Origin of the sequence: Dasania marina DSM 21967 (genome assembly GCF_000373485.1) — a bacterium.
Taxonomy (GTDB): domain Bacteria; phylum Pseudomonadota; class Gammaproteobacteria; order Pseudomonadales; family Dasaniaceae; genus Dasania; species Dasania marina.
Window position 1 is genome coordinate 223,927 of sequence record NZ_KB891585.1, and the last position, 25,920, is coordinate 249,846.

Annotated in this window: 19 protein-coding genes; 12 read left to right on the forward strand and 7 right to left on the reverse strand. The window is 46.8% G+C overall.

All coding sequences use genetic code 11. The features are described 5' to 3' along the window. From B067_RS0110590 to B067_RS0110615, 6 genes are all read left to right on the forward strand, one after another. Positions 1 to 969, forward strand: coding sequence for a Na(+)/H(+) antiporter subunit B (locus B067_RS0110590; RefSeq protein ID WP_083921407.1), 969 nt, complete (start codon positions 1 to 3; stop codon positions 967 to 969). Continuing rightward, a complete protein-coding gene (locus tag B067_RS0110595) occupies positions 966 to 1,394 on the forward strand; it encodes a cation:proton antiporter subunit C (RefSeq protein WP_019530061.1) in 429 nt (142 codons plus the stop codon). The genes B067_RS0110590 and B067_RS0110595 overlap by 4 nt, the downstream gene beginning before the upstream one ends. Positions 1,395 to 1,558: 164 nt before the next feature. Further along, on the forward strand, positions 1,559 to 2,899 hold the full coding sequence (locus tag B067_RS0110600) for a monovalent cation/H+ antiporter subunit D family protein (protein ID WP_019530062.1): 1,341 nt from the start codon (positions 1,559 to 1,561) through the stop codon (positions 2,897 to 2,899). A gap of 26 nt (positions 2,900 to 2,925) precedes the next feature. Then, a complete protein-coding gene (locus tag B067_RS0110605; RefSeq protein ID WP_019530063.1) occupies positions 2,926 to 4,422 on the forward strand; it encodes a proton-conducting transporter transmembrane domain-containing protein in 1,497 nt (498 codons plus the stop codon). After that, positions 4,419 to 4,676 carry a hypothetical protein gene (locus B067_RS0110610; protein ID WP_019530064.1) on the forward strand — a complete coding sequence of 86 codons (258 nt, stop codon included), beginning with the start codon at positions 4,419 to 4,421 and terminating at the stop codon, positions 4,674 to 4,676. Before B067_RS0110605 ends, B067_RS0110610 begins: the two co-directional genes overlap by 4 nt. Continuing rightward, positions 4,673 to 6,406, forward strand: coding sequence for a Na(+)/H(+) antiporter subunit D (locus tag B067_RS0110615; RefSeq protein ID WP_019530065.1), 1,734 nt, complete (start codon positions 4,673 to 4,675; stop codon positions 6,404 to 6,406). The genes B067_RS0110610 and B067_RS0110615 overlap by 4 nt, the downstream gene beginning before the upstream one ends. 591 nt (positions 6,407 to 6,997) lie before the next feature. On the opposite strand, the gene B067_RS0110630 is transcribed toward B067_RS0110615, so the two are convergent. The 6 genes from B067_RS0110630 to doeB2 form a co-directional block, all read right to left on the reverse strand. Beyond that, positions 6,998 to 7,285, reverse strand: coding sequence for a sll1863 family stress response protein (locus B067_RS0110630; RefSeq protein WP_019530068.1), 288 nt, complete (start codon positions 7,283 to 7,285; stop codon positions 6,998 to 7,000). 43 nt (positions 7,286 to 7,328) lie between these two features. After that, complete coding sequence (gene katG / locus B067_RS0110635; RefSeq protein ID WP_019530069.1) at positions 7,329 to 9,485, reverse strand: catalase/peroxidase HPI; 2,157 nt, start codon at positions 9,483 to 9,485, stop codon at positions 7,329 to 7,331. Between the two features lie 255 nt (positions 9,486 to 9,740). Beyond that, positions 9,741 to 11,111, reverse strand: a complete 1,371-nt coding sequence (locus B067_RS0110640; RefSeq protein WP_019530070.1) for an NAD-dependent succinate-semialdehyde dehydrogenase — start codon at positions 11,109 to 11,111, stop codon at positions 9,741 to 9,743. Positions 11,112 to 11,117: 6 nt separating this feature from the next. After that, positions 11,118 to 12,383 carry an ectoine hydrolase gene (gene doeA, locus B067_RS0110645; protein WP_019530071.1) on the reverse strand — a complete coding sequence of 422 codons (1,266 nt, stop codon included), beginning with the start codon at positions 12,381 to 12,383 and terminating at the stop codon, positions 11,118 to 11,120. A gap of 2 nt (positions 12,384 to 12,385) precedes the next feature. Beyond that, positions 12,386 to 13,639: an aspartate aminotransferase family protein gene (locus B067_RS0110650; protein WP_019530072.1), complete on the reverse strand. Its 1,254-nt coding sequence runs from the start codon at positions 13,637 to 13,639 to the stop codon at positions 12,386 to 12,388. Positions 13,640 to 13,994: 355 nt separating this feature from the next. Then, on the reverse strand, positions 13,995 to 15,167 hold the full coding sequence (gene doeB2 / locus B067_RS0110655) for a N(2)-acetyl-L-2,4-diaminobutanoate deacetylase DoeB2 (protein WP_019530073.1): 1,173 nt from the start codon (positions 15,165 to 15,167) through the stop codon (positions 13,995 to 13,997). 1,075 nt (positions 15,168 to 16,242) lie between these two features. On the opposite strand from doeB2, the gene B067_RS0110660 reads away from it, so the two are divergent. From B067_RS0110660 to B067_RS0110675, 4 genes are all read left to right on the forward strand, one after another. Further along, positions 16,243 to 17,730, forward strand: coding sequence for a SulP family inorganic anion transporter (locus B067_RS0110660; RefSeq protein ID WP_019530074.1), 1,488 nt, complete (start codon positions 16,243 to 16,245; stop codon positions 17,728 to 17,730). A gap of 16 nt (positions 17,731 to 17,746) precedes the next feature. After that, a complete protein-coding gene (locus B067_RS0110665; protein ID WP_019530075.1) occupies positions 17,747 to 18,604 on the forward strand; it encodes a universal stress protein in 858 nt (285 codons plus the stop codon). Between the two features lie 1,091 nt (positions 18,605 to 19,695). Continuing rightward, a complete protein-coding gene (locus B067_RS0110670) occupies positions 19,696 to 20,631 on the forward strand; it encodes a right-handed parallel beta-helix repeat-containing protein (RefSeq protein ID WP_019530076.1) in 936 nt (311 codons plus the stop codon). A gap of 107 nt (positions 20,632 to 20,738) precedes the next feature. Next, positions 20,739 to 21,470, forward strand: a complete 732-nt coding sequence (locus B067_RS0110675) for an FMN-binding negative transcriptional regulator (protein ID WP_083921408.1) — start codon at positions 20,739 to 20,741, stop codon at positions 21,468 to 21,470. Between the two features lie 196 nt (positions 21,471 to 21,666). On the opposite strand, the gene aptA is transcribed toward B067_RS0110675, so the two are convergent. Beyond that, a complete protein-coding gene (gene aptA / locus B067_RS0110680; RefSeq protein WP_019530078.1) occupies positions 21,667 to 22,962 on the reverse strand; it encodes an omega-aminotransferase AptA in 1,296 nt (431 codons plus the stop codon). A 273-nt stretch (positions 22,963 to 23,235) separates the two neighbouring features. On the opposite strand from aptA, the gene B067_RS0110690 reads away from it, so the two are divergent. After that, the gene (locus B067_RS0110690; protein ID WP_019530079.1) at positions 23,236 to 24,435 is read left to right on the forward strand and encodes a serine hydrolase domain-containing protein; all 1,200 of its coding nucleotides are present in this window, start codon (positions 23,236 to 23,238) and stop codon (positions 24,433 to 24,435) included. A gap of 54 nt (positions 24,436 to 24,489) precedes the next feature. Then, complete coding sequence (locus tag B067_RS0110695; protein WP_019530080.1) at positions 24,490 to 25,866, forward strand: peptide MFS transporter; 1,377 nt, start codon at positions 24,490 to 24,492, stop codon at positions 25,864 to 25,866. Positions 25,867 to 25,920: the final 54 nt, after the last annotated feature.

Genomic DNA, 25,920 nt, shown 5'->3' on the forward strand with positions numbered 1-25,920 from the left:
ATAACGCTATGCATTCTCGTCTTTTTGCTATTGACAGTGATTTTTATCGCGCAGCAGAATGATCTGCTGGCGGTGTCCATGCTGTTTGGGATTTATAGTTTGTTGTTGGCAACGCTATTTGTATTGATGGACGCCGCCGATGTGGCAATGACAGAAACCGTTATCGGTGCGGGGGTTTCCTCTGTGCTGTTAATTGCTGCTGTAGCAGCAACGACACGGAAAGAGCTCTGCTCTAAAGGCCGCCCGGTGCTGGCGTTGTTAGTGGTCTTTTTTGTAGGCGCAGCTATGCTCTATGGCACTATGGAGTTACCACTCTATGGCGATGTCACAGCAATGCCCCATCAGCACGTTGCCCCCCGCTACATAGCGGACTCACCTAGCGAAATTGGTATCAGTAATATGGTGAGTTCTATTTTAGCGAGTTATCGCGGATACGACACCTTGGGAGAAATTACCGTGATATTTTGTGCGGCGGTAGGTGTACTACTGCTATTGGGCTACCATGGTGATGATGGTAAAAACTTAGAAGAACCCGGTGATGTAGCGCCGTTAAAATTTCATATGATCTTGCGTGTTATTGTTAAACTGATGACTCCCATCATTCTTATGTTTGGTTTTTATATTCAATTTCATGGCGAAATAAGCCCAGGTGGCGGGTTTCAGGCAGGCGCATTAATCGCATCGGCTTTTTTCCTTCACGCGCTGGTATTCGGCTTAAAAAAAGCACGTGCCGTTACCCCCCCCATCTTCTTACAAATAACAGCAGCCACTGGTGTATTGGTTTTTGCCGGCACAGGCATTGTCTGCCAATTAATGGGGGGCGATTATTTGGATTATAACGCCCTGCATAGCAATGCTATAACGGGGCAGCACATAGGTATATGGCTGATTGAACTTGGTGTATGCCTAACCGTTGTTTCTGTAATGCTTATACTATTTTTAAACTTTGCAAGACGGGTGGGCCCATGAGTGCACAGTTTTATTTATTTCACTATTGGGCCGTCATCCTACTGATGATGACGGGTCTCTATGTGGTAATCGCCTCGGGCAATATCATCAAGAAAGTGGCAGGGCTTTCTATTTTTCAAACCTCGGTATTTCTACTGTTTATCGCCATGGGGAAAGTAGAGGGTGGAACAATCCCTATTTTTCAAGAGGGCCTCACCCTCTATTCAAACCCGCTGCCGCAAGTTATCGTTTTAACCGCGATTGTGGTAGCCGTTGCTACAATGGCTTTAGGGCTAGCAATTGCGGTACGCATCTTCGATGCCTATGGCAGCCTCGAAGAGGATTCTATTAATAAGGCTGAGCAAAGAGAGGAGCACACGCCCCAGGGTAATGACGCTGATGTTTGTGACCTGCCCCCTACCTCAGGCGAGCGCGAACCTAAATGAGAGAGCAATTGATTCCTCTCTTGGTGATTGTTCCACTCTTCACCGCCCCGCTTTGCTTAATTGTAAGACAACCCGTTTGGGTGTGGCGAATCAGCGTCTTAGCCTGTCTCGTCACTGTAATTTGCAGCGGCTTATTATGGTCTTCATGTCAGCAGCTCGGGCCTATGTCCTACGCCTTCGGTGGATGGGAGCCACCCTGGGGCATTGAGTACCGTATTGATGCACTCAGCTCCTTACTACTAATCATTGTTTCCTTCGTCAGTTTAGCCACGGCCTGTTTTTCCCGAAACAATGTCGAAAGTGAAATTGCCCGCCATAAAATCCCCCAGTTTTATACCGCATTACTGCTGATGCTCACTGGCTTTTTGGGCATAGTTAGCACAGCTGATGTTTTCAATTTATTTGTGTTCTACGAAATTTCTGCTTTGTCATCCTATGCGCTTATAGCTAGCGGGCAACATCGTGCAGCGCTGCTAGCGGCTTTCCGATACTTTATTATGGGCTCGTTGGGTGCCACCTTTTTATTAATTGGCATAGGCTTGTTGTATCTACAAACGGGAACACTAAACATGTTGGATCTTGCCAGCCGTTTGGCAGCGCTAGAAGAGAGTGCAGCCACCCAGATGGCGTTTGCTTTTATCATAGCGGGTATAGCTTTGAAAATGGCGCTATTCCCATTGCATGTATGGCTACCCAATGCCTATCGTTTTGCGCCAACTACTATTACCGTCTTCCTCGCAGCCGTTTCCAGCAAGGTATCATTTTATGTGTTAATTCGTTTTTGCTTTGACATTTTCCCCTTCGAATTTTCATTTGAGTCAATGTCGGTTTCACATCTGCTAGTGCCACTAAGTTTGCTAGCCATACTGCTGGGCTCGATCGTGGCTATTTATCAAATCGAAGTTAAGTCGATAATGGTCTATGCCAGTGTTGCCAGTATTGGCTATATGGTTCTTGGCATATGCTTACTATCACCACTGGGGCTGCAAGCGAGCTTGATTTATGCATTTAATCATGCCCTCACCGCAGCCACGCTGTTTATGGCTATTGGCTGCCTATCTCAGCAGCTGCGCGCTATTAAAAAAACACCGCAAGCCAGCAGCGAAAACCTAAAGCTATCTGATCTTGGTGGTATTGGGCAGCGCATGCCCTATACCATGGCCGTTTTTATAATCTCTGGTTTGAGCTTAGTGGGCGCCCCTTTAACGGTTGGATTTATTTCAAAGTGGTATTTAATTTGGGCTGTTGTAGACGCGGGCTGGTGGTTTGTTTTACCGATAGTGATTATTGCCACCCTGCTGGCATTAGCCTACGTATGGAAAGTGGTAGAAGCAGTTTATTTCCATGCTGCCAATAAAAACATGGCCCAAGTGCAGGAAGTGCCTTTGCCTCAATTACTACCTCTTTGCTTTCTGGCAGCCGCATGTATTTATTTCGGTATACATAGCGCAGTTATCACTGACACCAGTGCCCAAGCTGCGAAATTATTACTTGGAGGGGGTTAATGAATTCGTACATAAGCCTCCACGCAATGCTTATCTCAATCGTAGCGCCGCAATATTTATTATTGTTACCCGTGATTGTGCCTGTGGCAGCGGCTTTGTTAATAGCAGCCAGTAATAAACAGGCCAATCTGCGAGAGGCCTGTACCGTAGTCTCTGCTATCGTATTAATATTCTGTGTCGCCTCTTTATACCCGCTGCTAGAGAACCACCGTGCCAATTCACTTAACTTGATTTTGGCAGAACCTATACCAGGCATTGCGCTGGCATTGAATGTAGAGCCATTGGGGCTGCTATTTGCAGGCTTGGCGTCTTTTTTGTGGCTGGTAACGGCTTGCTACTCTATTGGTTATATGCGTGGCCTTAATGAACAGCATCAAACCCGGTTTTATTTTTTTATCGCACTCGCTATTGCCAGCACTATGGGCATTGCCCTATCGGCAAATATGTTTTCCCTGTTTATTTTTTACGAACTACTAACCCTAAGCACCTTCCCCCTAATTACCCATAAGGGCAATGCCAAGGCAAAACGGGCGGGACGACTTTATTTAGGCTTTTTAATGGGGGGATCTATTGCCTTGTTATTGCCGGCGATAATATGGACCTGGTCACTTGCGGGGACCCTGGATTTTAAGGCGGGGGGAATACTTACCGGCAAAGCATCATCGACAAGTTTGTGTGTGCTATTTGTGCTTTATATGTTTGGCGTCACTAAGGCCGCGCTCTTACCCTTACACCAATGGTTACCTGCTGCCATGGTAGCACCTACACCCGTAAGTGCATTGTTACATGCAGTAGCGGTGGTCAAAGCCGGTGTTTTTACTATTTTGAAAATATCCGTCTATATATTTGGTCCGGATTTATTAAACCAATTAAGCATCACCCAGTGGTTAATTTATATCGCAGCAGGCACGGTCTTCTGGGGCGCGCTAATGGCCTGTCGTCAAGACAATCTTAAATTGCGCTTAGCCTATTCAACGATAAGCCAACTCAGCTACATCATAGTGGGCGCACTGCTGGCCAATGCCTGGGGGATTGTCGGGGCAGGCCTACACTTAGTAACCCACGCCTTTGGAAAAATCACCTTATTTTTTTGTGCGGGCGCAATTCTAGTAGCCAGTGGCAAACAAAAAGTTAGCGAAATGCATGGGCTAGGTCGGCAGATGCCATTCACTATGATGGCATTTTTCTTGGCCAGCCTGAGCATTATCGGCTTCCCCCCCTTTGGTGGGCTTTGGAGTAAGTGGCTATTACTGCAAGGCAGTTTAGCCTTCGAACAATGGCTTTTTGTTATTGTTTTAGCTATTGCTTCGCTACTGAGTGTCGCGTATTTATTGCCTATCTCTATTCACGCCTTCATTACGCCAGCAGCAAAAGAAATGCCTGCTCAAAAACCCGCGGTGAAAGAAGCACCTGTAAGCTGTTTAATTGCCATTGCCATAAGCGTAAGTGCGTGTTTTTATCTGTTTTTTTACCCTGACAGCATTACCAACTTACTGACAGTACTAATAGGAAAGCCCCTATGAAAAATACAGATACGCCAAGCTTAGAAAAGTGGTTAAAGTTTTTTTATATGATCTGTGCGCTGCTTATTTTGGCGGACTTTATCCCACTGCTCTTGCCATCAGAGGAAGCCGCAGACGATGGCAGTACATGGCAAAGCTCGTGGGGGTTTTATGGCATCTATGGTTTTACGGCCTGTGTGATTTTAGTAATAGCCGCCAAGGGCTTACGCAAGCTAGTGATGCGACCAGAAGATTACTACGATAAAAAGCTATGACAGACATTAACTGGCCACCTTTTATTCTATTCTATCTGGCAGCGCTGATCATCCCCTTCGCTGGAAAACACTTGCGCAGTGCGGTTTTGCTCGCCACCCCGTTATTAGGTTTGCTGTTACTTTATTTTCAATCAGGTGAATTATTGCAAGATAATGCAGGCTTACAGCTAATCCTCTTGGGTCAGCCGCTATCGCTCTATCGCGTCGATAAACTAAGCCTGCTATTTTCTTATATATTTCATATAGCCGCTTTTATTTTTGCCTTTTTCTCACTGCATCTTAATGATAAATCTCAACACTGTACGGCCATGATTTACGTAGGTAGTGCAATAGGGGCTATTTTTTCCGGTGACTTAATCAGCCTGTTTATCTTTTGGGAGATAATAGCCATTAGTTCCACCTACTTGGTAATGGCCAGCAGAACAGAAGCGGCTATAAGCTCAGGCATACGCTACCTTATTATTCAGCTATTATCCGGCGTATTGTTATTAATTGGAACGCTGCTTTTTATTAACGAAACCGGCTCTAGTGTATTCTCCGCCATGGCGCTGTTTGCCGTGGAGCATCCACATTCACCGCAAATAAGCGCTTGGTTAATTCTTGTTGCCTTCGGTATTAAATGTGGGTTCCCTCCCTTTCACAACGCCTTAACCGATGCCTACCCACAATCGACGGCTACAGGCACCGTATACATCAGTGCTTTTACCACTATCGTTGCCGTTTACACCTTGGCAAGAGCCTTTGCCGGTGCAGATCTGCTTATTTACGTAGGCGCTGCAATGGCTATATTCCCAATTTTTTATGCTGTGATTGAAAATGATTTGCGGCGCGTACTGTCCTACAGCACTATCAATCAGCTGGGGTTTATGGTGTGCGGCATAGGCATAGGCACTGAATTAGCCGTTAATGGTGCTGTGGCCCATGCCGTCAATAATGTGGTTTTTAAAAGCCTGTTAATGATGGCAATGGGCGCTGTGCTGTATCGCGTAGGTACAGTAAAAGGCTCCGAACTGGGCGGCCTTTATAAAACCATGCCTTACACCACTGTCTTTTGTATTATTGGTGCCGCCGCTATTTCTGCCTTCCCTTTGTTCAGCGGCTTTGTCAGTAAGGCGATGATATTAAGCGCGGTGCTTGCCGAGCAACAAACCATTATTTGGCTAATACTCTTGTTCGCCTCCGCCGGTGTATTCCATCATGCCGGCATAAAAATTCCGTTCTTCGCCTTTTTTGGCCACGACAGCGGCATACGCACACAGGACCCGCCAAAAAGCATGCTAGTCGCCATGGCGCTAGCCGCCGCCATGTGCATAGGCATAGGCATTTTCCCACAAACCTTTTATGAGCTATTGCCTTTCAGCATGGAGTACAAGCCTTACACCAGCCACCATGTTTTAACCCAATTACAATTATTGTTTTTCTCTGCGCTGGCTTTTGTTTGGTTAAAACGCTTAGGTATATACCCACCAGAATTAGTCTCAAGCAATATCGATGTGGAGTGGCTGTATCGGCGCTTAGCCCCTAAGCTGTGGTTACAAATACAGCAAGGTTTACACAGGGCTGAAACCTCAGTACAAAGCATGGCCATGAAAGCAAGCGCGGAACTTATTGACGCTACCCGCAGTGCCGCCACAGAAAACGGTTGGCTAACCGGAAAATGGAAAACCAGCTCCATGGTTATGTTAATGGTCGTACTATTTGGCGGCCTGCTAATTTATAACTACCTTTAAAGTGACGTCCACTTTTAGTAAAGCGCATAGACAAGCGTTAGTCATGCTGATAAGCAGGCTGTGATGAAGTTTCAAACCTTGTAAAAAGACCAATTACATTGCTATTGTACGGTTTCTAAGCGAGTTAGGTCCCGGCATGTGGCCTCTTCTACGGTTTTATCTGGCGATTTACCTTCTAGCGCAAACCTTTCTTTTAAGTAATTAATAGTAATATTAATTTCTTGGGTAGATTGCTGAGTGCGGCTAGAACTTCGTCGACTTGTCCTCTGCATAAGCAATAGCACTTTTTTTAATTGCCTATTAAGCATTGTTGGGCCCAGCTATCAGCCTGTTAAACCATTATTTAGCGAGCTCCTACGCCAAATGGGCTTGCGCTTGGCTGTTGGTTTTTCTGGTGGCTATCTGCTTGGCAGTTATTAAAAAAATTGTCGCTGCCTTGATTATCATATCCACTGCTGGTATTAGCTGGCGCTATCAGCCTCTTTGGCTTAACAACCATGTGGGATAATAGTATTAAACCAATAAGGTCATCGGGCTACCGCCTCTCGCTACTTACTGTAACAATCTTTTGGGCCGCGATGACCATGCTGTTTATTTGAATCTGGCGGTGGCCGACTTCAGCGCATTGCCTAGCGTGTTCCACGCACCATCCAAGCCTGCCTTGAGGTCCTCCCATGCGTCATCGCCGGCGTCCTTAAGTTCGGCTAATTTATTGCTGGCTGCTTCTTGCATGGATCGCAGTTCCTTGATTTCTTTGTGGTACTCAAGTTGTGCATCGGCTTCGGCGTTATCCGCTTTGGCCTTGAGCGTGTCGATCTCTGCGCTCAACTGGTCAAATTGTGCCTGTAGTTTCTGTTGGTAAATTTCTTTCTTACTCATTGTTAATTTCCTTTCTCGTTGTGGGCCTATCAGGGGCCAGAAATCAGGCCAAATCGAAGCGGTCAGCGTTCATTACCTTGGCCCATGCCGCGACGAAGTCCTGTACAAACTTTTTCTTATTGTCATCCTGAGCATAGACCTCGGCATAGGCTCGAAGAATCGAGTTAGATCCAAAAACCAGATCAACTCGTGTTGCCGTCCACTTAAGTTTATCCGTGGCGCGGTCGCGTATTTCGTATAGATTATTGCCGGCCGGCGTCCACTTGTAGTTCATGTCGGTTAGATTGACGAAAAAATCATTGGTCAATTTTCCTTCGTGTGCCGTGAATACGCCGTGCTTGCTGCCGCCGTGATTGGTGCCAAGCATACGCATGCCGCCAACCAACACCGTCATCTCAGGGGCGGTCAGCCCCATTAACTGTGTACGGTCGAGCATCAGCTCTTCCGCGCTGACGACATAGTCCTGCTTGAGCCAGTTGCGATAACCGTCGTGGATTGGCTCCAGTACGTCGAAGGCCTCTGCATCGGTTATCTCGTTAGTGGCATCGCCACGGCCAGGCGCGAAGGGAACGATAATATCAAGGCCAGCCGCCTTGGCGGCCTGCTCAATAGCGACGTTACCAGCAAGCACGATCACATCCGCGACACTAGCGCCGCTCTCGGCAGCAATCGGTTCAAGCACCCTCAGTACCTTGCTCAGACGCTCAGGCTCGTTGCCTTGCCAATCCTTCTGGGGGGCTAAACGAATACGTGCGCCGTTGGCACCGCCCCGCTTATCCGACCCACGGAAGGTTCTTGCGCTGTCCCATGCGGCAGTAACCCTCTCGCTGATACTTAAACCGCAGCTAGAAATTGTATCTTTCACGGCCTGGACATCGTAGTCGTTATTCCCGGCAGGAACTGGATCTTGCCAGATCAGATCTGCTTTCGGCACATCGGGACCGATATAACGTACCTTAGGGCCCATATCCCGATGCGTGAGTTTGAACCATGCCCTTGCGAAGGTTTCAGAGAAGTGCTGCAGATTCTGGTAGTAATGATCGGAAATTTTGCGATACGCAGGATCCATCTTCATGGCCATGTCAGCATCGGTCATGATCGGGTTGTGGCGGATTGATGGATCTTCGGCATCCATCGGCTTATCTTCTTCCTTAATGTTGATGGGTTCCCACTGCCATGCGCCAGCAGGGCTTTTTTTCAGCTCCCATTCGTAGCCGAGTAGTAAGTGGAAATAGCCGTTGTCCCATTGGGTGGGATGCGTCGTCCATGCGCCTTCGATACCACTGGACACCGTGTCGCGTCCAATACCGCGCTCAGTCTTATTGATCCAGCCAAAACCCTGATCTTCGATGTCGGCAGCTTCGGGTTTTGGGCCTAGCAAGTCGGCATCGCCGTTACCGTGGCACTTGCCCACCGTATGGCCACCGGCGGTAAGCGCAACGGTTTCCTCGTCGTTCATGGCCATACGCTCAAAGGTGACACGAATATCTTTAGCCGTTTTGAGTGGGTCGGGTTTGCCATCGACGCCTTCAGGATTAACGTAGATCAGACCCATCATCACCGCTGCCAGCGGGTTATCCAGATCCCGCTCACCGGAATAGCGGCTATTGGCGGCATCGCTGGGTGCTAGCCATTCCTTCTCCGCACCCCAGTAGGTGTCTTTTTCAGGATGCCAGATATCTTCACGTCCGAAGGCGAAGCCAAAAGTTTTTAACCCCATGGATTCATAGGCGATAGTTCCCGCGTAGGCAATCAAGTCGGCCCAACTGAGTCTATTGCCGTACTTTTTCTTAATAGGCCAAAGTAGACGTCTAGCCTTGTCCAGATTGACATTGTCCGGCCAGGAGTTAAGCGGCGCAAAGCGCTGGTTGCCGGTACCCGCACCACCCCGACCGTCAGCAATACGATAAGTGCCAGCTGCATGCCACGATAGACGGATCATGAGGCCACCATAGTGACCCCAGTCCGACGGCCACCATGCCTGGCTGTGCGTCATCAGCGCATGCAGGTCTTTCTTGAGGGCGGTTACGTCAAGTTTTCTGACCTCTTCCCGATAGTTAAAGTCCGCCCCCATCGGATTGGTCTTAGTATCATGTTGGTGCAGAATATCTAGGTTCAGGGCCTTGGGCCACCATTGCGTGTTTGACATACTGCTCTCTGTGGCACCGCCGTGCATCACCGGACATTTGTTTTCAGACATCGGTAATCTCCTGATGTTGTATGTAAAAGGACTGCTTGTCAGTACAACTTGAGATAGTAGTGTAGAGCATTGAATGTATTTGCCTTCATCCGTGTTTGTGGCCTTTTAGCACTATAGGCTTATATAGCGATAACCCGCATTACAGTGCCAGTGACAGCTACCACCTACCACCAATGGACCGCTGTTTATCTTTATTGAGACAAAACCAGACATAACTATCAGATCGAGGATGCTGATTTAGCGCTGGGGAAAATATTAAGTTTTAACCGGACCTAGCCAAACCTGTTGGGTATTAACAAATTCCATTATGCCGTGCGGCCCTAACTCTTTGCCTAGGCCTGAGCGTTTGGTTCCGCCGCTGGGCAACCGCGGGTCTGTTTTAACTATGCCATTGACTGCGACTTGCCCTGCCTCTAAACGCTTCGCAATTTGCTCGCCGCGTTCGGTTGACGTCCATACGGATGCAGCCAAGCCATATTCGCTATCATTCGCGATTGTAATTGCCTGTTCAGCATCTGTCGCTTTCAGTACTACGGCTACCGGGCCAAAAGTTTCCTCCCGGCATGCCACCATGTCGTTGGTCACATCCACCAGTAAGGTGGGTGGATAAAAATGCCCAGGTGTTGCTGGCGCTGCACCGCCTAGCAAGCATCGCGCACCGGCGGCAACGGTTTGCTCGACTTGCCTAGCTAGATTGTCGCGTAGATCAGCTCTAGCCAAGGGACCGATTTTAGTGGTTTCGTTTTTTGGATCACCCATGGTTAATGCTGCAAAGCGGGTTTTCAATAGTCCAACAAAATCATCGTGCACACTATCCTCAACAATAAACCGCTTCGCAGCAATACAGGATTGCCCTGCATTAATGGTGCGCGATAAAGTTAATACATCAGCCGCTTTCTCTAAATCGGCATCCGCTAATACAATCGCAGGATCGGAACCACCTAGTTCAAGCACTACAGGTTTAATTTCAGCGGCAGCCAACGCCGCCACTTTGGCACCGGCGGCACTGGAGCCGGTAAACGACACTGCACGGACGAAAGGATGTTGAATTGCTGCGGCAACATCGTTATTTATCAAGGGTAAATTCTGCATGACACCTGCAGCAGCACCTGCACTGGTAAATATATCGGCAATGGCCGCAGCAACCGCAGGTACATGCGGATCATGCTTCATCAGGCAGGTGTTACCCGCCATTAAGGCCGGTGCACAAAAACGAAATGCCAACCACAACGGCGCATTCCAGGGCAAAATTCCCAGCACTGGGCCTAGCGGTAGATGCTGCACATAACTACGGCTAGCATCCGATAATAGTTCGCGCTCTGCCAGATAGGCCTCTGCATGTTCAGCGTAATGCACTGCGCAGGACGCGGCTTTTTTAACTTCGCCACGGCCTTCGGTAATAGGTTTACCCATTTCGTCGCACATCATAATCGCCAGTCGCTCTTCCTCTTCATGCATGATGCGCGCAACGGCAAGCAATACTTCTGCACGCGCGGCAAAGCTACGCTGCTTCCATTGCTGAAAAGCTGATTGGGCGCTCTCTATTGTTGCACGCATTTCGCCTTCGGTTAAGGCTGGATATTCGTGCAAGAACTTACCTGATGTTGGATTAATAATGTTAAACATAGAATGCTATACCTCGTGTTTTGATTTCTTTTCGTCCTTGCCTTTACTTTTATGGACTGTGGTTGTGGCCGCGGCTGCTGATAGTTGTGTGATGCTAGAGGGTGAATCTTTTTTAATGGTGAAGTCCTGCTCGACATCGGTAAAAAATGAATCGCAGCCGGTATCAGTAATGTAAAAAGTATCGGAAATGCCGCAGGTCTTGTCGCCTTCAACACCCCAAATCCACGGAATAATATGAAAGGTCATGCCTTTTTCTAATACTCGCGAATCACCTTGTTTTAAACTGATGATATAGCCTTCATCCCAACTAGGGGGAAAGGCGATTCCTATCGAATAACCCGAGCGCGTAATCAATTTTCCATCTACGTCACTGTCCATAATGATGGTGCGCACCATATTATCTGCATCGCTGACCGTCATTCCCGGGCGCAAATTTTCGCGTACGCATTTTAATGCGTGTTTCATTACCTGCTGCGCTTTATGCATCGCGTCGTTCATTTCACCGCAGATAACCGTACGCATTAATGCGGTGTGATAGCGCCGGTAACAGCCGCCCACTTCTAAAAAGACGTGTTCGCCTGGCTGCACAACCCTGCCCTCCCACGTGGCGTGGCCTATCATGGTGCGTGGCCCAGAAGTAACATAAGGCATTACCGCAGGCGGCTCACCACCTGCCCGGAACATTGCCTGGCTAATAGCCGCGCCGATTTCATTTTCGGTGACGCCCGGTAGCGTTGCTTCTATACCTGCTAACATGCCTGCTTTAGCTGCAATAGCAGATTTACGCATAATATTTAATTCCACCTCGGACTTACACGCACGCCCCTCTTCAACTATGCCGAAACAATCCATTAACCTACCATCGGTAAAATTTGTGTGTATTTGATCTTGATGATAAGCCGGAAAAAAATAGCTATTGCGTTCATAACCCAGCACTTTTTTGGAAAAACCAAATTCGCGTAAGGATTCAATTAACATTTGCACCGCATCGCCTGTGTCGGGGTATGGCCTAGTCTCCTCCACCCACGTGCGGGCAATGACATTGGACTCCTCCAGCTTTCGGGTGATCATAAAGGGTTCATTTTCTAGCGGCACAACCAATGCCTGAAAAAATGAATAACCCGTAGTTTGGTAATCCGTTAAATACATTAGATTTTCGGGATCGGTAATAATTACCCCATCCAGTAGCCGTTGCTGCATACGTTGACGCAACTCTTCCAGCCGGCGCTGATATTCCGAAAATGGAAATGTCATGTCATCGCGCTCACGCATAATTAAGCTCCGGTTTTTTTGGCTACAGCGTGACTAAAAATATCGAAGCCTTGCGCTATATCTTCATCGGTTGAGGTGAGGGGTGGAATAAATTTAATGACTCGGCTGGTGACACCACAGGGGCCGATAAGCAGACCATCATCAAAACATTGCCTAGCAATGCCTTTTGCTAAATCATTATCAGCAACATCAAGCCCGTGAATCATACCTTTGCCACGAACAACAAATTTACCATCGCCAAATTCATCAGCAATTTTCTCTAGGCGCTGGGTGATTCCGCCACAGCGCTCCTGGGTACGCTGCATTAATTCGTCGTTTTCAAAGTAGCGCAGCGCCTCTCTACCGGCGACAAACGAAATCCCTTGGCCACGAAAAGTCCCGGTATGCTCACCAGGCTTCCAATGAGAATCGTGTTCGGGTTTTATTAAATTCATTGCCAGGGGTGTTCCTAAACCACCTATACCTTTAGCCAAGCAAATAATATCTGGATCAACGCCTAAATCTTCAAAGCTAAAATACTGCCCTGTACGACCACAACCGACTTGAATATCGTCAATGATAAATAGCGCGCCGAGATCGTGAGCTAGCGCTTGTACTCCTTGCAACCACTCTTTGCTGGCAATATTTACGCCACCTTCTGCTTGAATCGTTTCAACCAAAAATGCCGCAGGAAGATCAGTACCACTAGAGCCACTTTGATAGGCGACTCGCAAATCATGTAAGTTTTGCATACCACCACCAGGCCCAGATTCAAAGGGTATATGTGTGACATTATTTAATGGCACGCCTGCCGCGTTGCGAAAATAGGCATTGGCTGTACAGGCGAGAGCACCCAGTGTCATACCATGAAAGCCTTGGCCGCAAGCGACAACATCCGTTCGCCCCGTTACTCGCCGCGCGAGCTTTAACGCTGCCTCCACGGCATTGCTGCCTGTAGGCCCCACAAACTGAAGCTTATAATCCATCTTACGCGGTAATAGAATGATCTCGACAAAGGCTTTTATAAAATCTCGTTTTACGCTAGTGGCCATATCAAGGCTATGGGTAACGCCATTGTTTTGTAAAAAGCTAATCACAGCCTCTTTCATGTGTGGATTATTGTGGCCGAAATTTAACACCCCGGCACCAGCAAAAAAATCGATGTATTCTTTGCCCTGCTCGTCGAACTGCCGGGCATTAATTGCACGAGCAAATATCGTGGGATACGATCGGCAATATCCTCGAATTTCAGATTCCCATTGGTCAAATATTTGCATGCTATCCTCCAGCTAATTTTATATGGCCAGCAAATCATACGATTTTTGATAACGTCACAGTGTTGACGGTTTACTTTAGAACGATTTGCTATTGAACAGTTACTACTACTGTATGAGCGATTACTACGATGAAGAACGTCGATATAAACGACGAATATTGAAACGGCCCTGTCATATTGTGTTCTACGCAGCCTTTAAGGCGTTCACGTAAAGAATAACAAAACAAATAGAACCGGCATTGATGGTGACGACTTGAGTATTAACACTACGCTACATTGACCTTAATAGCCACTTAGCTAAATTTCAAGTTTAGTAGAGGGATTTATTGAAAATAATGACAGCTTTTCATCCCTGCTTAATTATCTATACACGCTGCATTTGGGGCTCCCGCGAGCGCCGCAAGCGTACGGACAACGGGTGAAATAAGTGCATCATTAAATTCATAATGCGGGCTGTGACAGGGATGACTATAAGCCTCTTGGCTAGACATGCCAATTAGCGCAAAGGCACCGGGTATGTGTTGCAAATAATAACTGAAGTCCTCTGACGCCATTATGGGTACTACAGTTGATGCACTTTGCCACTCTGGGCCATAAATATCCGCTAACACATTACGGAAACGTTGCGCGGGTTTAGAGTGATTTATGGTGGCTTGGTAGCGATCCTCTACTTGCACCTCAGCAGTAACGCCATAAGCCAAAGCTGTGGACGTTGTAATTTCTGTAATCAGCGCATTTAATTTTTCTCGTAACTCGGGCTTTGCCAAACGAATGCTTCCACCTAATCGCGCCATATTAGGGATGACGGTAGGCCCACTTGGCGCCTCAATGGAGGTAACACTGACAACGGCTGCATCTTGCGGCGCCATGCGTCGACTTATGATTTGCTGTAAATTTAAAACGACTGCCGACGCCGCCAATACCGGATCACGACACAACTCCGGCTGGCTCGCATGACCACCAGCACCGTGTAATACGATTAAAAATGTGCCATTGCCAGACATAACTGCCCCGTCCGGGCATACGGCGTGACCAAAAGGAATCGCCGGCCAATTATGCCAGCCAAATATTTCTTCGATGCCCTTTAATGCACCTGCGTTGATCATCTCTCTAGCGCCATGACCTCCCTCCTCGGCGGGCTGAAAGATAAAACTAACAGGGCCAGGAAGCTCACTTTCATGCGCTTTCAGCCAAGCAGCCGTCGCCCACAGCACCGCCGTGTGACCATCATGACCGCAAGCATGCATTATGCCGCTAACGTTTGAGCAGTAATTATTTGTGGCTTGCTCTTGGATAGGAAGCGCATCCATGTCGCCGCGTAACGCAATATGTTTACCCGAGGCATGTGCGGCAATAGTTGCAACAGTGCCGTGTTCGGCACAGGCTCGCCAAGTGATTTTTAATTGGTCTAATCGTTGACGAATATTGGCTGCAGTATTGATTTCATTCCAAGCTAACTCTGGATTACGATGCAATACGTGACGAAAGGCCACCGCTTGTTGAATGATGGAGTCCCAGCTAGACGACATACTTAACTCCTATATATTTTCTATTGAATGAAAGTGTAGCACTTCCACGAAGAATTTTAAAAACAGCGTTTTATGTTAAAGCCACATTGCTGATTTGAAATAATTTCACAGGCTAAACCATAAATAATTACCATAAAGAATTGTCTTGCCAAACATTCACCTAACGGAGAAATAGCGATGTTAGGTAGCATGAGGAACTTGCATAATGATGCCATCCACGCAACTGACGGTAATATGGGTCACGTGGTAAATTTCTACTTCGAAAGATACCTGGGCTATCCGTTACTTTGTTGTCGACACGGCCGCTTGGCTTACGACTCGCAACAGGGTGTTGTTCTCCCCGATTGCTATTGAGCGTCCGGACAGGGATGAAAAAGTATTGCCGGTTTCGATAACGAAACAGCAAGTGCAATATAGCCCTTCGGTAGACACGGAAAAACCGGCATCACGCCCGCAACAAATAATGCACCTTCGCTATTTCGCTTATCCATTGTATTGGGGTGGTTTGGGCTTGTGGGGAGAAGGCGCATCTGCGGGTTATTTGATGCCGGGGAATGGCGTCTGTTCATAATACTGTGAACGATTATGGTTTATCACTGTTAACCGCGTGCTCAACTCGAGAGTCTATATGATGATAATCAACGCTTTTTCACCGTGAGCTGTTGATGTTTGGCCTTGATGTTCTTCTTTCTAGACTACGTTACTCGGTTCTGCGATTTTTAAACGGATAGAATGAAGCGTGTATACCTTCAACGCCCTGCCCTCAGCCACAGGCACCCAATTTAGTATTGCAAGCCCGAAACAGTGTCGGTTGATAATAGTGGCGACCAGCAAAGCTAGGCAGCGGATAAAACCATTGAAAAAAAGGCCTGTCTGTGTATAATTTCGCCTCTTTTAAAATGGTTGGAAGCTATTTTACTGAGCAGTCCACCCTAGCGCAGTTTTAGCAGCCGCTGTGATTGCACCCTCAATTTGTCGTTAGTGCGCAAGTCTCTGCGCGTTAGATATAACATTTATTTTATTCGCCGCAATGTAACTGCATTGTGGGGACTCATTGTTAGTTCGTAGGTTATTAATGATTAATACTATTAAGCAGGATTGGTTTTCCAATATTCGTGGGGATTTACTGGCGGGTATCGTTGTTGCGCTGGCGTTAATTCCAGAGGCTATTGCCTTCTCCATTATTGCTGGGGTAGACCCCAAAGTGGGCTTATATGCCTCTTTCTGTATAGCGGTGGTGATTGCCTTTGTCGGTGGCCGCCCGGGTATGATTAGTGCCGCTACCGGTGCCATGGCCCTGTTGATGGTGACCTTGGTAAAAGAACACGGCTTGGAGTATTTGCTGGCCGCCACCCTGTTAACCGGTGTGTTTCAGATTGGTGCTGGGTTTCTTAAACTGGGCAGCTTGATGCGGTTTGTTTCTCGCTCGGTGGTGACTGGCTTTGTTAATGCCTTAGCGATACTTATTTTTATGGCGCAACTGCCTGAGCTTACCGGCGTGACTTGGCATGTTTATGCCATGACCGCAGCGGGCTTAGGGATTATTTATCTGTTCCCGTTACTGCCCGTGATTGGTAAAGCTATCCCTTCTCCGCTTATTTGTATTGTTGCTATGACCATAGTCGCCATGCTGTTCAATATTGATATACGCACCGTTGGTGACATGGGGCAACTCCCTGACACCCTGCCCATCTTCCTTTGGCCTGATGTACCACTTAATCTTGAAACACTGCAAATCATCTTCCCCTACGCTATTGGCTTAGCGGTTGTTGGCTTACTTGAGTCTATGATGACGGCCACTATCGTTGATGATTTAACCGATACCCAAAGTGACAAAAACCGTGAATGTAAGGGCCAAGGCATCGCTAATATTGGTGCCGGCCTTATGGGCGGCATGGCGGGATGCGCCATGATCGGTCAGTCAATTATTAATGTGAAATCTGGCGGCCGTGGCCGCTTATCCACGTTTACAGCGGGCGCTTTTTTATTGGTTATGGTTGTGTTTCTTGATGAATGGTTGAAGCAAATTCCTATGGCGGCGTTGGTTGCCGTTATGATTATGGTTTCAATTGGTACTTTTTCTTGGGACTCACTCATTAATCTCAAGAAACACCCTATCTCCACCAATGTCGTGATGATTACTACTGTTATTGTGGTTGTTGCAACACACAACCTCGCAATCGGTGTTTTTGTGGGTGTGTTGCTGGCATCGCTATTCTTTGCTAATAAAATTGGCCGCTTTATGGTGGTGAAGAATGAAAAAACCGCAGAGGACCATCGCCAATATACGGTAAAGGGTCAGATTTTCTTTGCGTCGGCCGATCACTTTATAGCGTCCTTTGACTTTAAAGAGGTTATTGATCGCGTCACCATCGATTTAAACCAGGCACACTTTTGGGATATTACCGCGGTAGGAGCATTAGACAAGGTCGTGATTAAGTTTCGTCGAGAAGGCTCTGAGGTGAATGTCATTGGCATGAATGAGGCAACCAGTACCGTGGTTGATAAATTCGGTGTTTACGATAAACCAGAAGAAGTTGAAAAACTGATGGCTGGCCATTAATCCACGGAGAATAATTATGACAAAGCAGCAAATTACTGCCTGTATAGATGGTTCTGCTATTTCAAACGCTGTTTGTGATACGGCAGCTTGGGCCAGCCGTACCCTAGACGCCCCGCTGACCTTTTTACGGGTGTTAGAAAAATCCTATTCGCCAGCGAAAGAAGATCTATCTGGTGCCATAGGCTTGGGTAGCCGCGAGCATTTGCTGGACGAATTGACCGTACTGGACGAACAGCGCAATAAACTAGCGGTAAAGCACGGTAAGCATTTGTTAGACGATGCCCAGCAAAGAGCTGAAGCCGCTGGTGCCGTTATGGTGACTGGTGAACAGCGCCATGGCGAGTTGCTGGACTCTCTATTGGCTTGGGAAGACAAAACGCGCTTGTATGTGGTTGGCCGCCTCGGTGATGACCACGAGCAGCAACAACAGACGGTAGGCTCACAGGTTGAAAATATGGTGCGGGCTATTCATACACCGATATTGATGGCAACAGGTAAGTTCTCGGCCCCCAGCAACTATATGCTGGCTTATGATGGCAGTGAAACCGCGGACAAGGCGATCGACGACATTGCCAATAGCCCCTTGCTAGCGAATTTGCCCGGGCATGTGGTGATGGTAGCTAATGATAGCAGCGAGAATCAGGGTCGTCTCGAACACGCCTGTGAACTCTTAACCAATAAAGGCCATCAGGTGCAGCCTCATTTGCTGCAAGGCGATGTTATCGACCGCCTAATGGACTTTCAAAGCAGTTTCAATATCGAGCTAAAAGTTATGGGCGCCTATGGCCACTCACGGATTAGAGAGTTCATAGTCGGCAGCCATACCACTAAAATATTAGCCACCAGTACTATTCCGGTTTTGATTTTGCGCTAGCTAAATCAAGTCGAAACGAATACGCAGGCATAAAAATGTTTGGCTCCCCTCGTGATTGCAATAATAAATTGCGATGACGGGGCTGGTCTGCGCTAAGGTATTCGGAGTTTTGTTGAGGGGCTATCGCCTCCCGCTCCACGATGAGTATCCGCGCCAGATAGCCCTAACCAGGCAGCCATCTCTCTACCATGGCGAATTTTGGCCATTGCCGACATACTCACCGGGTTCGCGGTTAAGTCACCCACACCGGGATACACTTTAATAACTCGCACCGCTCATACTGTTTCGACGATTTCGCGGTCTTGGCCGACAATCCGGTCATTTGGTATAACGTTTTCATTCGGCTATGGCCAACCCGGTAGCCACAGGCCGAACTCCAGTAAGATAGCCCTTGTACCTGGCATGCAAGCCCTACGCTCAGCCAAAACCCCTTCTCGCAATCGATGCATAACCGCTTGCACTTGTGCGCTTTCAGATTTAACCGGCACAACTCCATGTGCGGCCTGCCCGATACGCTGGCAATCGCTTCGGCATCAATAAAATCATGTTTGTTACCTTTGACATAAAGCTTTACGGACTGCGGCGGACCGTGCGGTCGGTACTACCTCGACCAATGACATGCAAATTAGACCTGCCTATATCGATATCAAAGACTTTTATTAATATGATGGCTCTCCCGTTTTTCGGGCTCTCAGCTTCCAGCATAGTCGCTGGAAGCTGAGGGGGGACCATCTCATTAAGCCGGCTGGTTACTGGCAAAAGCTTTCATGAGGATATTAAATATCACCGAGTCTCTTTAATCTAAAAATCTGAATCAGCGGGCATTGCTCCTACATGTCATGAGTTACGGGGTTTCCTATTTGTAAGAGGGATTCTAATCCTCTCGTTCGTCTTGTTAAAATGGCATTTAAAAGGTCTGGTGTTATGGGCGCACCAGAGCTGCTGCTATTAGCATCTCCCAAATATCCGGCTTATTTTCTATCATCAAACTTTAAATCTATTAAGGAGCCTCCGACTTATTGGAGGGTTCATAGTTCATTGCTCGACGTCTGTCGGCGTTCACTAACAATAAAGAAAAGTAGGTTGTAGTTATGCAGGTAGTCGTTCTCACTGTAATCACCAGTATCATGTTGGTTGGATGTGGTTTTAATCAGAAAACTGACATCCAGCCCAAGACTTCGGACGCGGAGGCTATCATTGTTTGTCCTGAAAAACGAAGCACTATAGCCTGTGATTTTTTTGGAGAAGATGCTATTCAACGTGCAGTAGATGCCGCTCAAATAGGCAGTGTCTTATTGCTTAAATCGGGTGTGTATAAACCACGTTCGTATCGAGAAACCCCTCTTCATGAGCTAATGATTCGCGGCTTTACAGTAATTGAAAACAAATCATTGACGATACTTGGTGAGAGTGATGTTGTGATCAATGGTAGTCTTGGTGCCGCAAGTGCTTTTGTGACAAAAAATAGCAAGGTTATATTTAAAAATATTCATCTTGATGATTTTCGCTGGGGTATTCAAGAGGATGATACCTACGATGGCCATGGTATCTTTATTATTGGTGGCGAGGTCACTATAGCCAATATTTCTATGGAGAAAATACAGAAAATGGCGCTGACTACATATGGCAACGCTAGAGTTGTTGCAACTGATCTTAAGGTTAGCAATAGCCACCTGGGTGTTTGGGCTAATGAAACCTCTTCTATAAAACTTGAAGCTTCGTATTTCCATGGCAGTGAGTCAGCCGGTGTTAGTGCTTATGATAAATCACGGGTAACCATTAGTAACTCCATCTTCGAGGCGAATCAGGATGATGGCATTTATGCTAGCGATGAGGCATCGATAATAATTACCGGATCGGTGATTATTGATAACAAGCCATTTGGCATTAACGCTGATAAAAATGGTCGCGTTGAAATAGACGAAAGTTATGTGTCAGATAACGAGAAAGATATCAACACTACCGCTGATGGGCTGATTGTTGGAGACAATATGTTAAGTGCCAACCCTCGGTTATCAGTGAACTAACCCTTAAGAAGTGATTCTGGCCGTCAATGTGGCAGCGCATCTATTAGCAGTAGGCTTGCCACGTCAAGTAATATTCTATAATTCACACTACAGTAAAGGATAGCTTTATGTCTGCATCAAAGATTGCTTCGGGTAAAATCCTAGCAAGATCACTCGATGACGTGGGTAAAAACATGTTTGTTCCACAACATTTCGATTTCTCTAAAGAGCATGAGTTAATTGACTACATAAAGGAAAACCCTTTCGCTCAGTTTTTCTCAAGCTTTGAAGATAAGTTACAGATAACCGCCACACCGCTTATTTGTGCAAATGTATCTAGTGCACTCCCCTCATCTAACGCTGAGCTGCAAGCTCAAGAGTTTGAGTTTTATGGCCATATTGCTAAACGTAATCCTCACTGTGCCGCCGTGCTAGCGGGAGTTCCGGCTATTGCGCTGCTGCAAGGGCCTGATGCCTATATCTCGCCTCGCTGGTATGTCGAAGAGCCTAAAATACCAACATGGAGCTATATCGCTGTGCAAATACAGGGTGAGTTTGTTCCTATAGAAAATCACGAAGAAACACTCAAGGTGTTAGCGTTAACCATTAGCCATATGGAACGTAATGAAGATAAGCCTTGGCGCATTGAAGATACTGACCCCAAACTGCTTGAGCAATTTAGCAAAGGGGTGTTGGCGTTTCGTTTTCGTGTTACAGAAATGCAGGGGATTAAACGCTTAGGGCAGAGTAGAGACCTAGAAGATATGAAAAAAGTGATGCAAGGCTTGAACAGTACAGAGAGCGCCAATGCCTTAAAAATTGCAGCAATGATGCAAGCTAATATCGATAACGTAATATAAATCAGCTTCCTAGTCTCAAATTTGCCATGGACGGCTTTTATTTTACCCCGCACCCTACCCATCTGTTTATTACTGAAAAGTAACCCACATATTTGTTAACGCGCATAAAAAAGCCCCTGCAGTATTGGCGGCAGGGGCTAAAGCTCAGGGTAACTAGTCGCTATTTACCCTTTGACCGGCTCAGTATCGCTTTATTCTAGAGCACCTCATCGGCAGCGGCACGTAATTTTTCAACAAACTCATCAATATGCAGTTCTTCAATAATCAGCGGTGGTGAAAGGATAATGCTATCCCCCGCCCCGCGAACCATTAAGCCTTTCTCCATTGCTTTTTTGAACAGTCTAGACCCTACTGGCAAGCCCTCAGATTGTGGCGCAAATTCTATAGCGCCTAGCAAGCCGTAGTTACGTATATCAACTACTTGAGGAAGGTCACTTAAGCTATGTATCGCATTCTCAAAATAAGCCCCTATGCCTGAGTTAACACGAGTAAATAGTGACTCTTCTTCGTAAATATCTAAACAGGCATTCGCTGCAGCACATGCAATGGGATGAGCCGAATAGGTATAGCCGTGCCAGAGTTCAATGCCTTCAGCAGAGCCGACAACGGCGTCATAGATAAAGTCTTTGCAGAAGGTCGCCCCCATAGGCACAGCGCCACTGGTTAAGCCTTTTGCTGATGTATACATATCAGGAATTACATCAAACTCTATAGAGGCGGTAAACGAACCCGTACGGCCAAAGCCTGTGACCACTTCATCAAAAATCAACAGAATATCGTGTTCATCACAAATTTTTCGCAACTCTTTTAAATAGCCTTTGGGGGGCGGTAACACCCCGCCTGCGCCAGCAATAGGTTCAACCAGCACGGCAGCGATATTTTCAGCGCCGTGTAACGCGACTAGGTCTTTGAGAGCGCTTGCTTTTTCCACGCCGGATTCAGGCAGTCCTCGAGAAAAAGCGTTATTGGCAAGATCGTGCGTATGCGGTAAATGGTCTATAGATCCCCAGCGATCAAAGTGGCGAGAATTATGAACGATACCACCTACCGAAGTGCCGCCCATATTAACGCCATGATAAGCCCGTTCACGAGCAATAAAAATTTTACGGCCAGACTGCCCTTTGGCGCCATGATAGGCCATGGCTATCTTTAGTGCCGTATCAATTGCCTCGGAGCCAGAGTTGGTAAAAAATACATGGTTTATATCGCCTGGGGAGTGCTCTACGAGTCGCTCAGCAAGCTCAAACGAGGCTCTATGCCCAAGGTTGAATGAGGGTACATAGCTCAGCTTTTTAGCGGATTCATACATAGCCTCGGCTACTTTATGCCGACTATGCCCCAAATTCGTACACCAAAGCCCCGCGGTCATATCGAGAAAGGATTGCCCCTGTTCGGTTTGCCAGCGCATACCACTGGACGATTCCATAAGTATAGGATTTTCTTTAAATGCTTTATTCGCCGTAAATGGCATCCAATGAGCATCGAGTTTCATAATGACGTCCTCTTGATAGTGTTTATTGAAATAACAATAGCACCACTATATTTCAGCTTATCCGCCGCAAGAAGATGCCAAACGCGATCTTGTTGGTGACTACCAAGCAACGCTGTGCCATTTACAAAAAAAACGCCCCGCAGGCTATGGTGTGATTAGTGCACCGACACTGACATTGTTAGCAACTTCCATCGCCAAGATGGAGTAAATATACTTAATTATGTCTTTTGCATCTGTTGAGTAGTTATTTTGAAAGAAGAAGAGTGTACAAATATGCCACGCCAGAATATAAAGCCATCGAGCAAGACGTCAATACTCGAATACCAGAAGCGCTATGGGCTGGATAATAACGAGCTTATTCGCCGTGCCTACGCTGGTAAGCTACCCCCAGGCGTGCAAGTCGATGCCTTTAGTCATGCTGAGCATCTATTTCCCACGCGGCGTATTAGCAAAGGTCAATATACTCGCCCCCTACCCTTTAGTGATCAGCAACTGAGTAACTTTGTTTTTCAGGCTAAAGGCAATCAATACGATTTATACGACTATATATCCCGCAACCGAGTGGCGGGTTTAATGGTATTAAAACACAACGAAATAGTCTTAGAGCACCATGAATTAGGCAACACTGAAGAAACACGCTGGATGTCTATGTCGATGGCAAAATCCATTAGCACAACAATGGTAGGTATTGCTATTAAGCAAGGTTATATAAGCAGCATAGATGACGCCCTGACTGTCTATCTTCCAGAATTAGAGCAAAGCACGTACGGCGATGTTAGCATACGGCAACTTTTGCAAATGACCTCTGGCGCACAGTGGAATGAAGACCACACCAATCCGCACTCGGAACGTCGTGATGTCCTTGAGTTGCAAATTAGCCAGCAACCTGGAGCTATTTTGCGTTATATGGCGCAATTACCAAAAGTTGCTGAACCAGGTGCACGCTGGAACTACAGCACGGGTGAAACACAGGTTGTTGGTGCATTATTGTATGCAGCAACAGGTAAATATCTGGCTGACTACCTCAGTGAAACCGTTTGGTCAAAACTCGGTATGGAGTCAGATGCCTACTGGTGGCTAGAATCCCCGGAAGGACTGGAAGTAGCAGGTAGTGGTATCAGTGCAACACTACGGGATTACGCTAGATTCGGTCTTTTTATAATGAACAATGGCATTGTCAACGGTGAGCAATTACTCCCTGATAACTGGGTTAAAGAGGCCACAACCCCTTGTAGCGTTAATGGTGACTCAATACCCTACGGCTATATGTGGTGGGCAGTTCCGGATGCAAATAATAATTATAATAGCGGTGCCTTTAGTGCTAGAGGTATTTTTGGTCAGCGAATTTATATTAATCAGGCCAAGGGTATTGTCATCGTTGTCTGGAGTGCACGCTCCAAACCCATGGGTTCAGAAATCATTATCGACAACGACTTTTTTAACGCCGTTATAGACACACTAACTAGCGGGTAATACGCCTCAAAGCATCCCCTTACAATCAATTATGGCAATACCTCTGGAGTTAGAATGAATGCTGAAAGCACTGCAACTATAACCAGCTTAGAAACGCCTACTCGAGACGACGAAGCATTTTTAGGCCACCCCAAAGGCCTAGGCTATATTATTTTCACAGAAGCCTGGGAGCGTTTTTCTTTTTACGGTATGCAAGCCTTACTGGTGCTTTACCTATCCAACTACCTACTACTTCCAGGGGCTATTGAGCAAGTCATCGGTTTTAGTGGCTTTAGATCGTTAATGGAAGCTGTCTTTGGCCCCCTTTCAATAAAGGCATTGGCAACCCAATTTTTTGGTTTGTATATCGGGCTTGTATATTTTATGCCGGTATTCGGTGGCCTTATTGGCGATCGTTATCTCGGTCGAACTCGGGCGGTCGTTATTGGCGCTATACTCATGGCCATCGGTCATTTTCTTATGGCCATAGAAGCTGCATTTTTATTTGCGATAGCTTTTCTGATATTAGGCTCAGGCTTTCTAAAAGGTAACCTAGCTGCGCAAGTAGGCGGGCTATATAAAAAAGAAGATCAGCGGCTGGATGCCGGTTATGCACTCTATACTATTGCAATAGTCGTAGGGGCCTTTGCAGCACCGTTAGTCTGTGGAACCTTAGGCGAACTCTACGGATGGCATTATGGTTTTGGCGCAGCCGGCATAGGCATGATAGTCGGTATGATAATTTACCTGTGTGGTCGGCAACATTTACCCATAGACAAACCAGCAGTAAATAACAAAGATAAGGTCAAGCTTAAAAAAGCCGACATAAACCTAGTGTTATCAATTCTTCTTTTGCTGGCCATTACTGCGCTATTCTGGACGGCACAAAGCCAAGTATGGAATGCCTATCCCCTATGGGTACAAGCTCGTGTGGATCGTGAGCTTTTTGACATGATCATACCGGTTACTTGGTTTCAGGCCATGGATACATTCGCGGTACTTTTATTTGCGCCAATTATTCTATGGCTTTGGAAGCGGCAGGCTGCTAAAAAAACAGAAACCGGAGACTTAAACAAAATTGCCATCGGTTGTGCTGCTTTTGGCATTGCTTGCCTGTGGCTGGGCAGCTCAGAATTGAACAGAGGTGATACCCAAATCAACTTAATATACCCGGTTATTTTTCACTTGATCTGTTCGGTGGGTTTTTTGTATACCGGGCCAACAACTCTAGCGCTAGTATCACGCGCGTCACCACCGTCTGTCAACGCTGCCTTGGTGGGCTGTTATTATCTTGCCATCTTTATTGGCGGTATTTTTAGCGGTTGGTTGGGGCGTTTTTTTGAAATACTATCACCAGCTAACTTTTGGTTTATGCACGGCGCTATAGTGGCCTCAGGTGCAGTACTTATATTGATGTTGAAGGGGTCGTTGCTAAAAGTTCTGGTCAAGTAATAGCTATATGCTAATGGCTATCGCCACCGGAAATGTCTTCAGTCGGTGGCGTAG

What these genes read in the sequence shown, in the direction of transcription:
- katG (WP_019530069.1), bottom strand. Translation starts at nt 9,485, where the DNA reads ATGTCTGAAAACAAATGTCCGGTGATGCACGGCGGTGCCACAGAGAGC.
- doeA (WP_019530071.1), bottom strand. Translation starts at nt 12,383, where the DNA reads ATGCGTGAGCGCGATGACATGACATTTCCATTTTCGGAATATCAGCGC.
- B067_RS0110670 (WP_019530076.1), top strand. Translation starts at nt 19,696, where the DNA reads ATGCAGGTAGTCGTTCTCACTGTAATCACCAGTATCATGTTGGTTGGA.
- aptA (WP_019530078.1), bottom strand. Translation starts at nt 22,962, where the DNA reads ATGAAACTCGATGCTCATTGGATGCCATTTACGGCGAATAAAGCATTT.
- B067_RS0110675 (WP_083921408.1), top strand. Translation starts at nt 20,739, where the DNA reads ATGTCTGCATCAAAGATTGCTTCGGGTAAAATCCTAGCAAGATCACTC.
- B067_RS0110600 (WP_019530062.1), top strand. Translation starts at nt 1,559, where the DNA reads ATGTCCTACGCCTTCGGTGGATGGGAGCCACCCTGGGGCATTGAGTAC.
- B067_RS0110690 (WP_019530079.1), top strand. Translation starts at nt 23,236, where the DNA reads ATGCCACGCCAGAATATAAAGCCATCGAGCAAGACGTCAATACTCGAA.
- B067_RS0110615 (WP_019530065.1), top strand. Translation starts at nt 4,673, where the DNA reads ATGACAGACATTAACTGGCCACCTTTTATTCTATTCTATCTGGCAGCG.
- doeB2 (WP_019530073.1), bottom strand. Translation starts at nt 15,167, where the DNA reads ATGTCGTCTAGCTGGGACTCCATCATTCAACAAGCGGTGGCCTTTCGT.
- B067_RS0110640 (WP_019530070.1), bottom strand. Translation starts at nt 11,111, where the DNA reads ATGTTTAACATTATTAATCCAACATCAGGTAAGTTCTTGCACGAATAT.
- B067_RS0110610 (WP_019530064.1), top strand. Translation starts at nt 4,419, where the DNA reads ATGAAAAATACAGATACGCCAAGCTTAGAAAAGTGGTTAAAGTTTTTT.
- B067_RS0110630 (WP_019530068.1), bottom strand. Translation starts at nt 7,285, where the DNA reads ATGAGTAAGAAAGAAATTTACCAACAGAAACTACAGGCACAATTTGAC.
- B067_RS0110695 (WP_019530080.1), top strand. Translation starts at nt 24,490, where the DNA reads ATGAATGCTGAAAGCACTGCAACTATAACCAGCTTAGAAACGCCTACT.
- B067_RS0110605 (WP_019530063.1), top strand. Translation starts at nt 2,926, where the DNA reads ATGCTTATCTCAATCGTAGCGCCGCAATATTTATTATTGTTACCCGTG.
- B067_RS0110660 (WP_019530074.1), top strand. Translation starts at nt 16,243, where the DNA reads ATGATTAATACTATTAAGCAGGATTGGTTTTCCAATATTCGTGGGGAT.
- B067_RS0110665 (WP_019530075.1), top strand. Translation starts at nt 17,747, where the DNA reads ATGACAAAGCAGCAAATTACTGCCTGTATAGATGGTTCTGCTATTTCA.
- B067_RS0110650 (WP_019530072.1), bottom strand. Translation starts at nt 13,639, where the DNA reads ATGCAAATATTTGACCAATGGGAATCTGAAATTCGAGGATATTGCCGA.
- B067_RS0110595 (WP_019530061.1), top strand. Translation starts at nt 966, where the DNA reads ATGAGTGCACAGTTTTATTTATTTCACTATTGGGCCGTCATCCTACTG.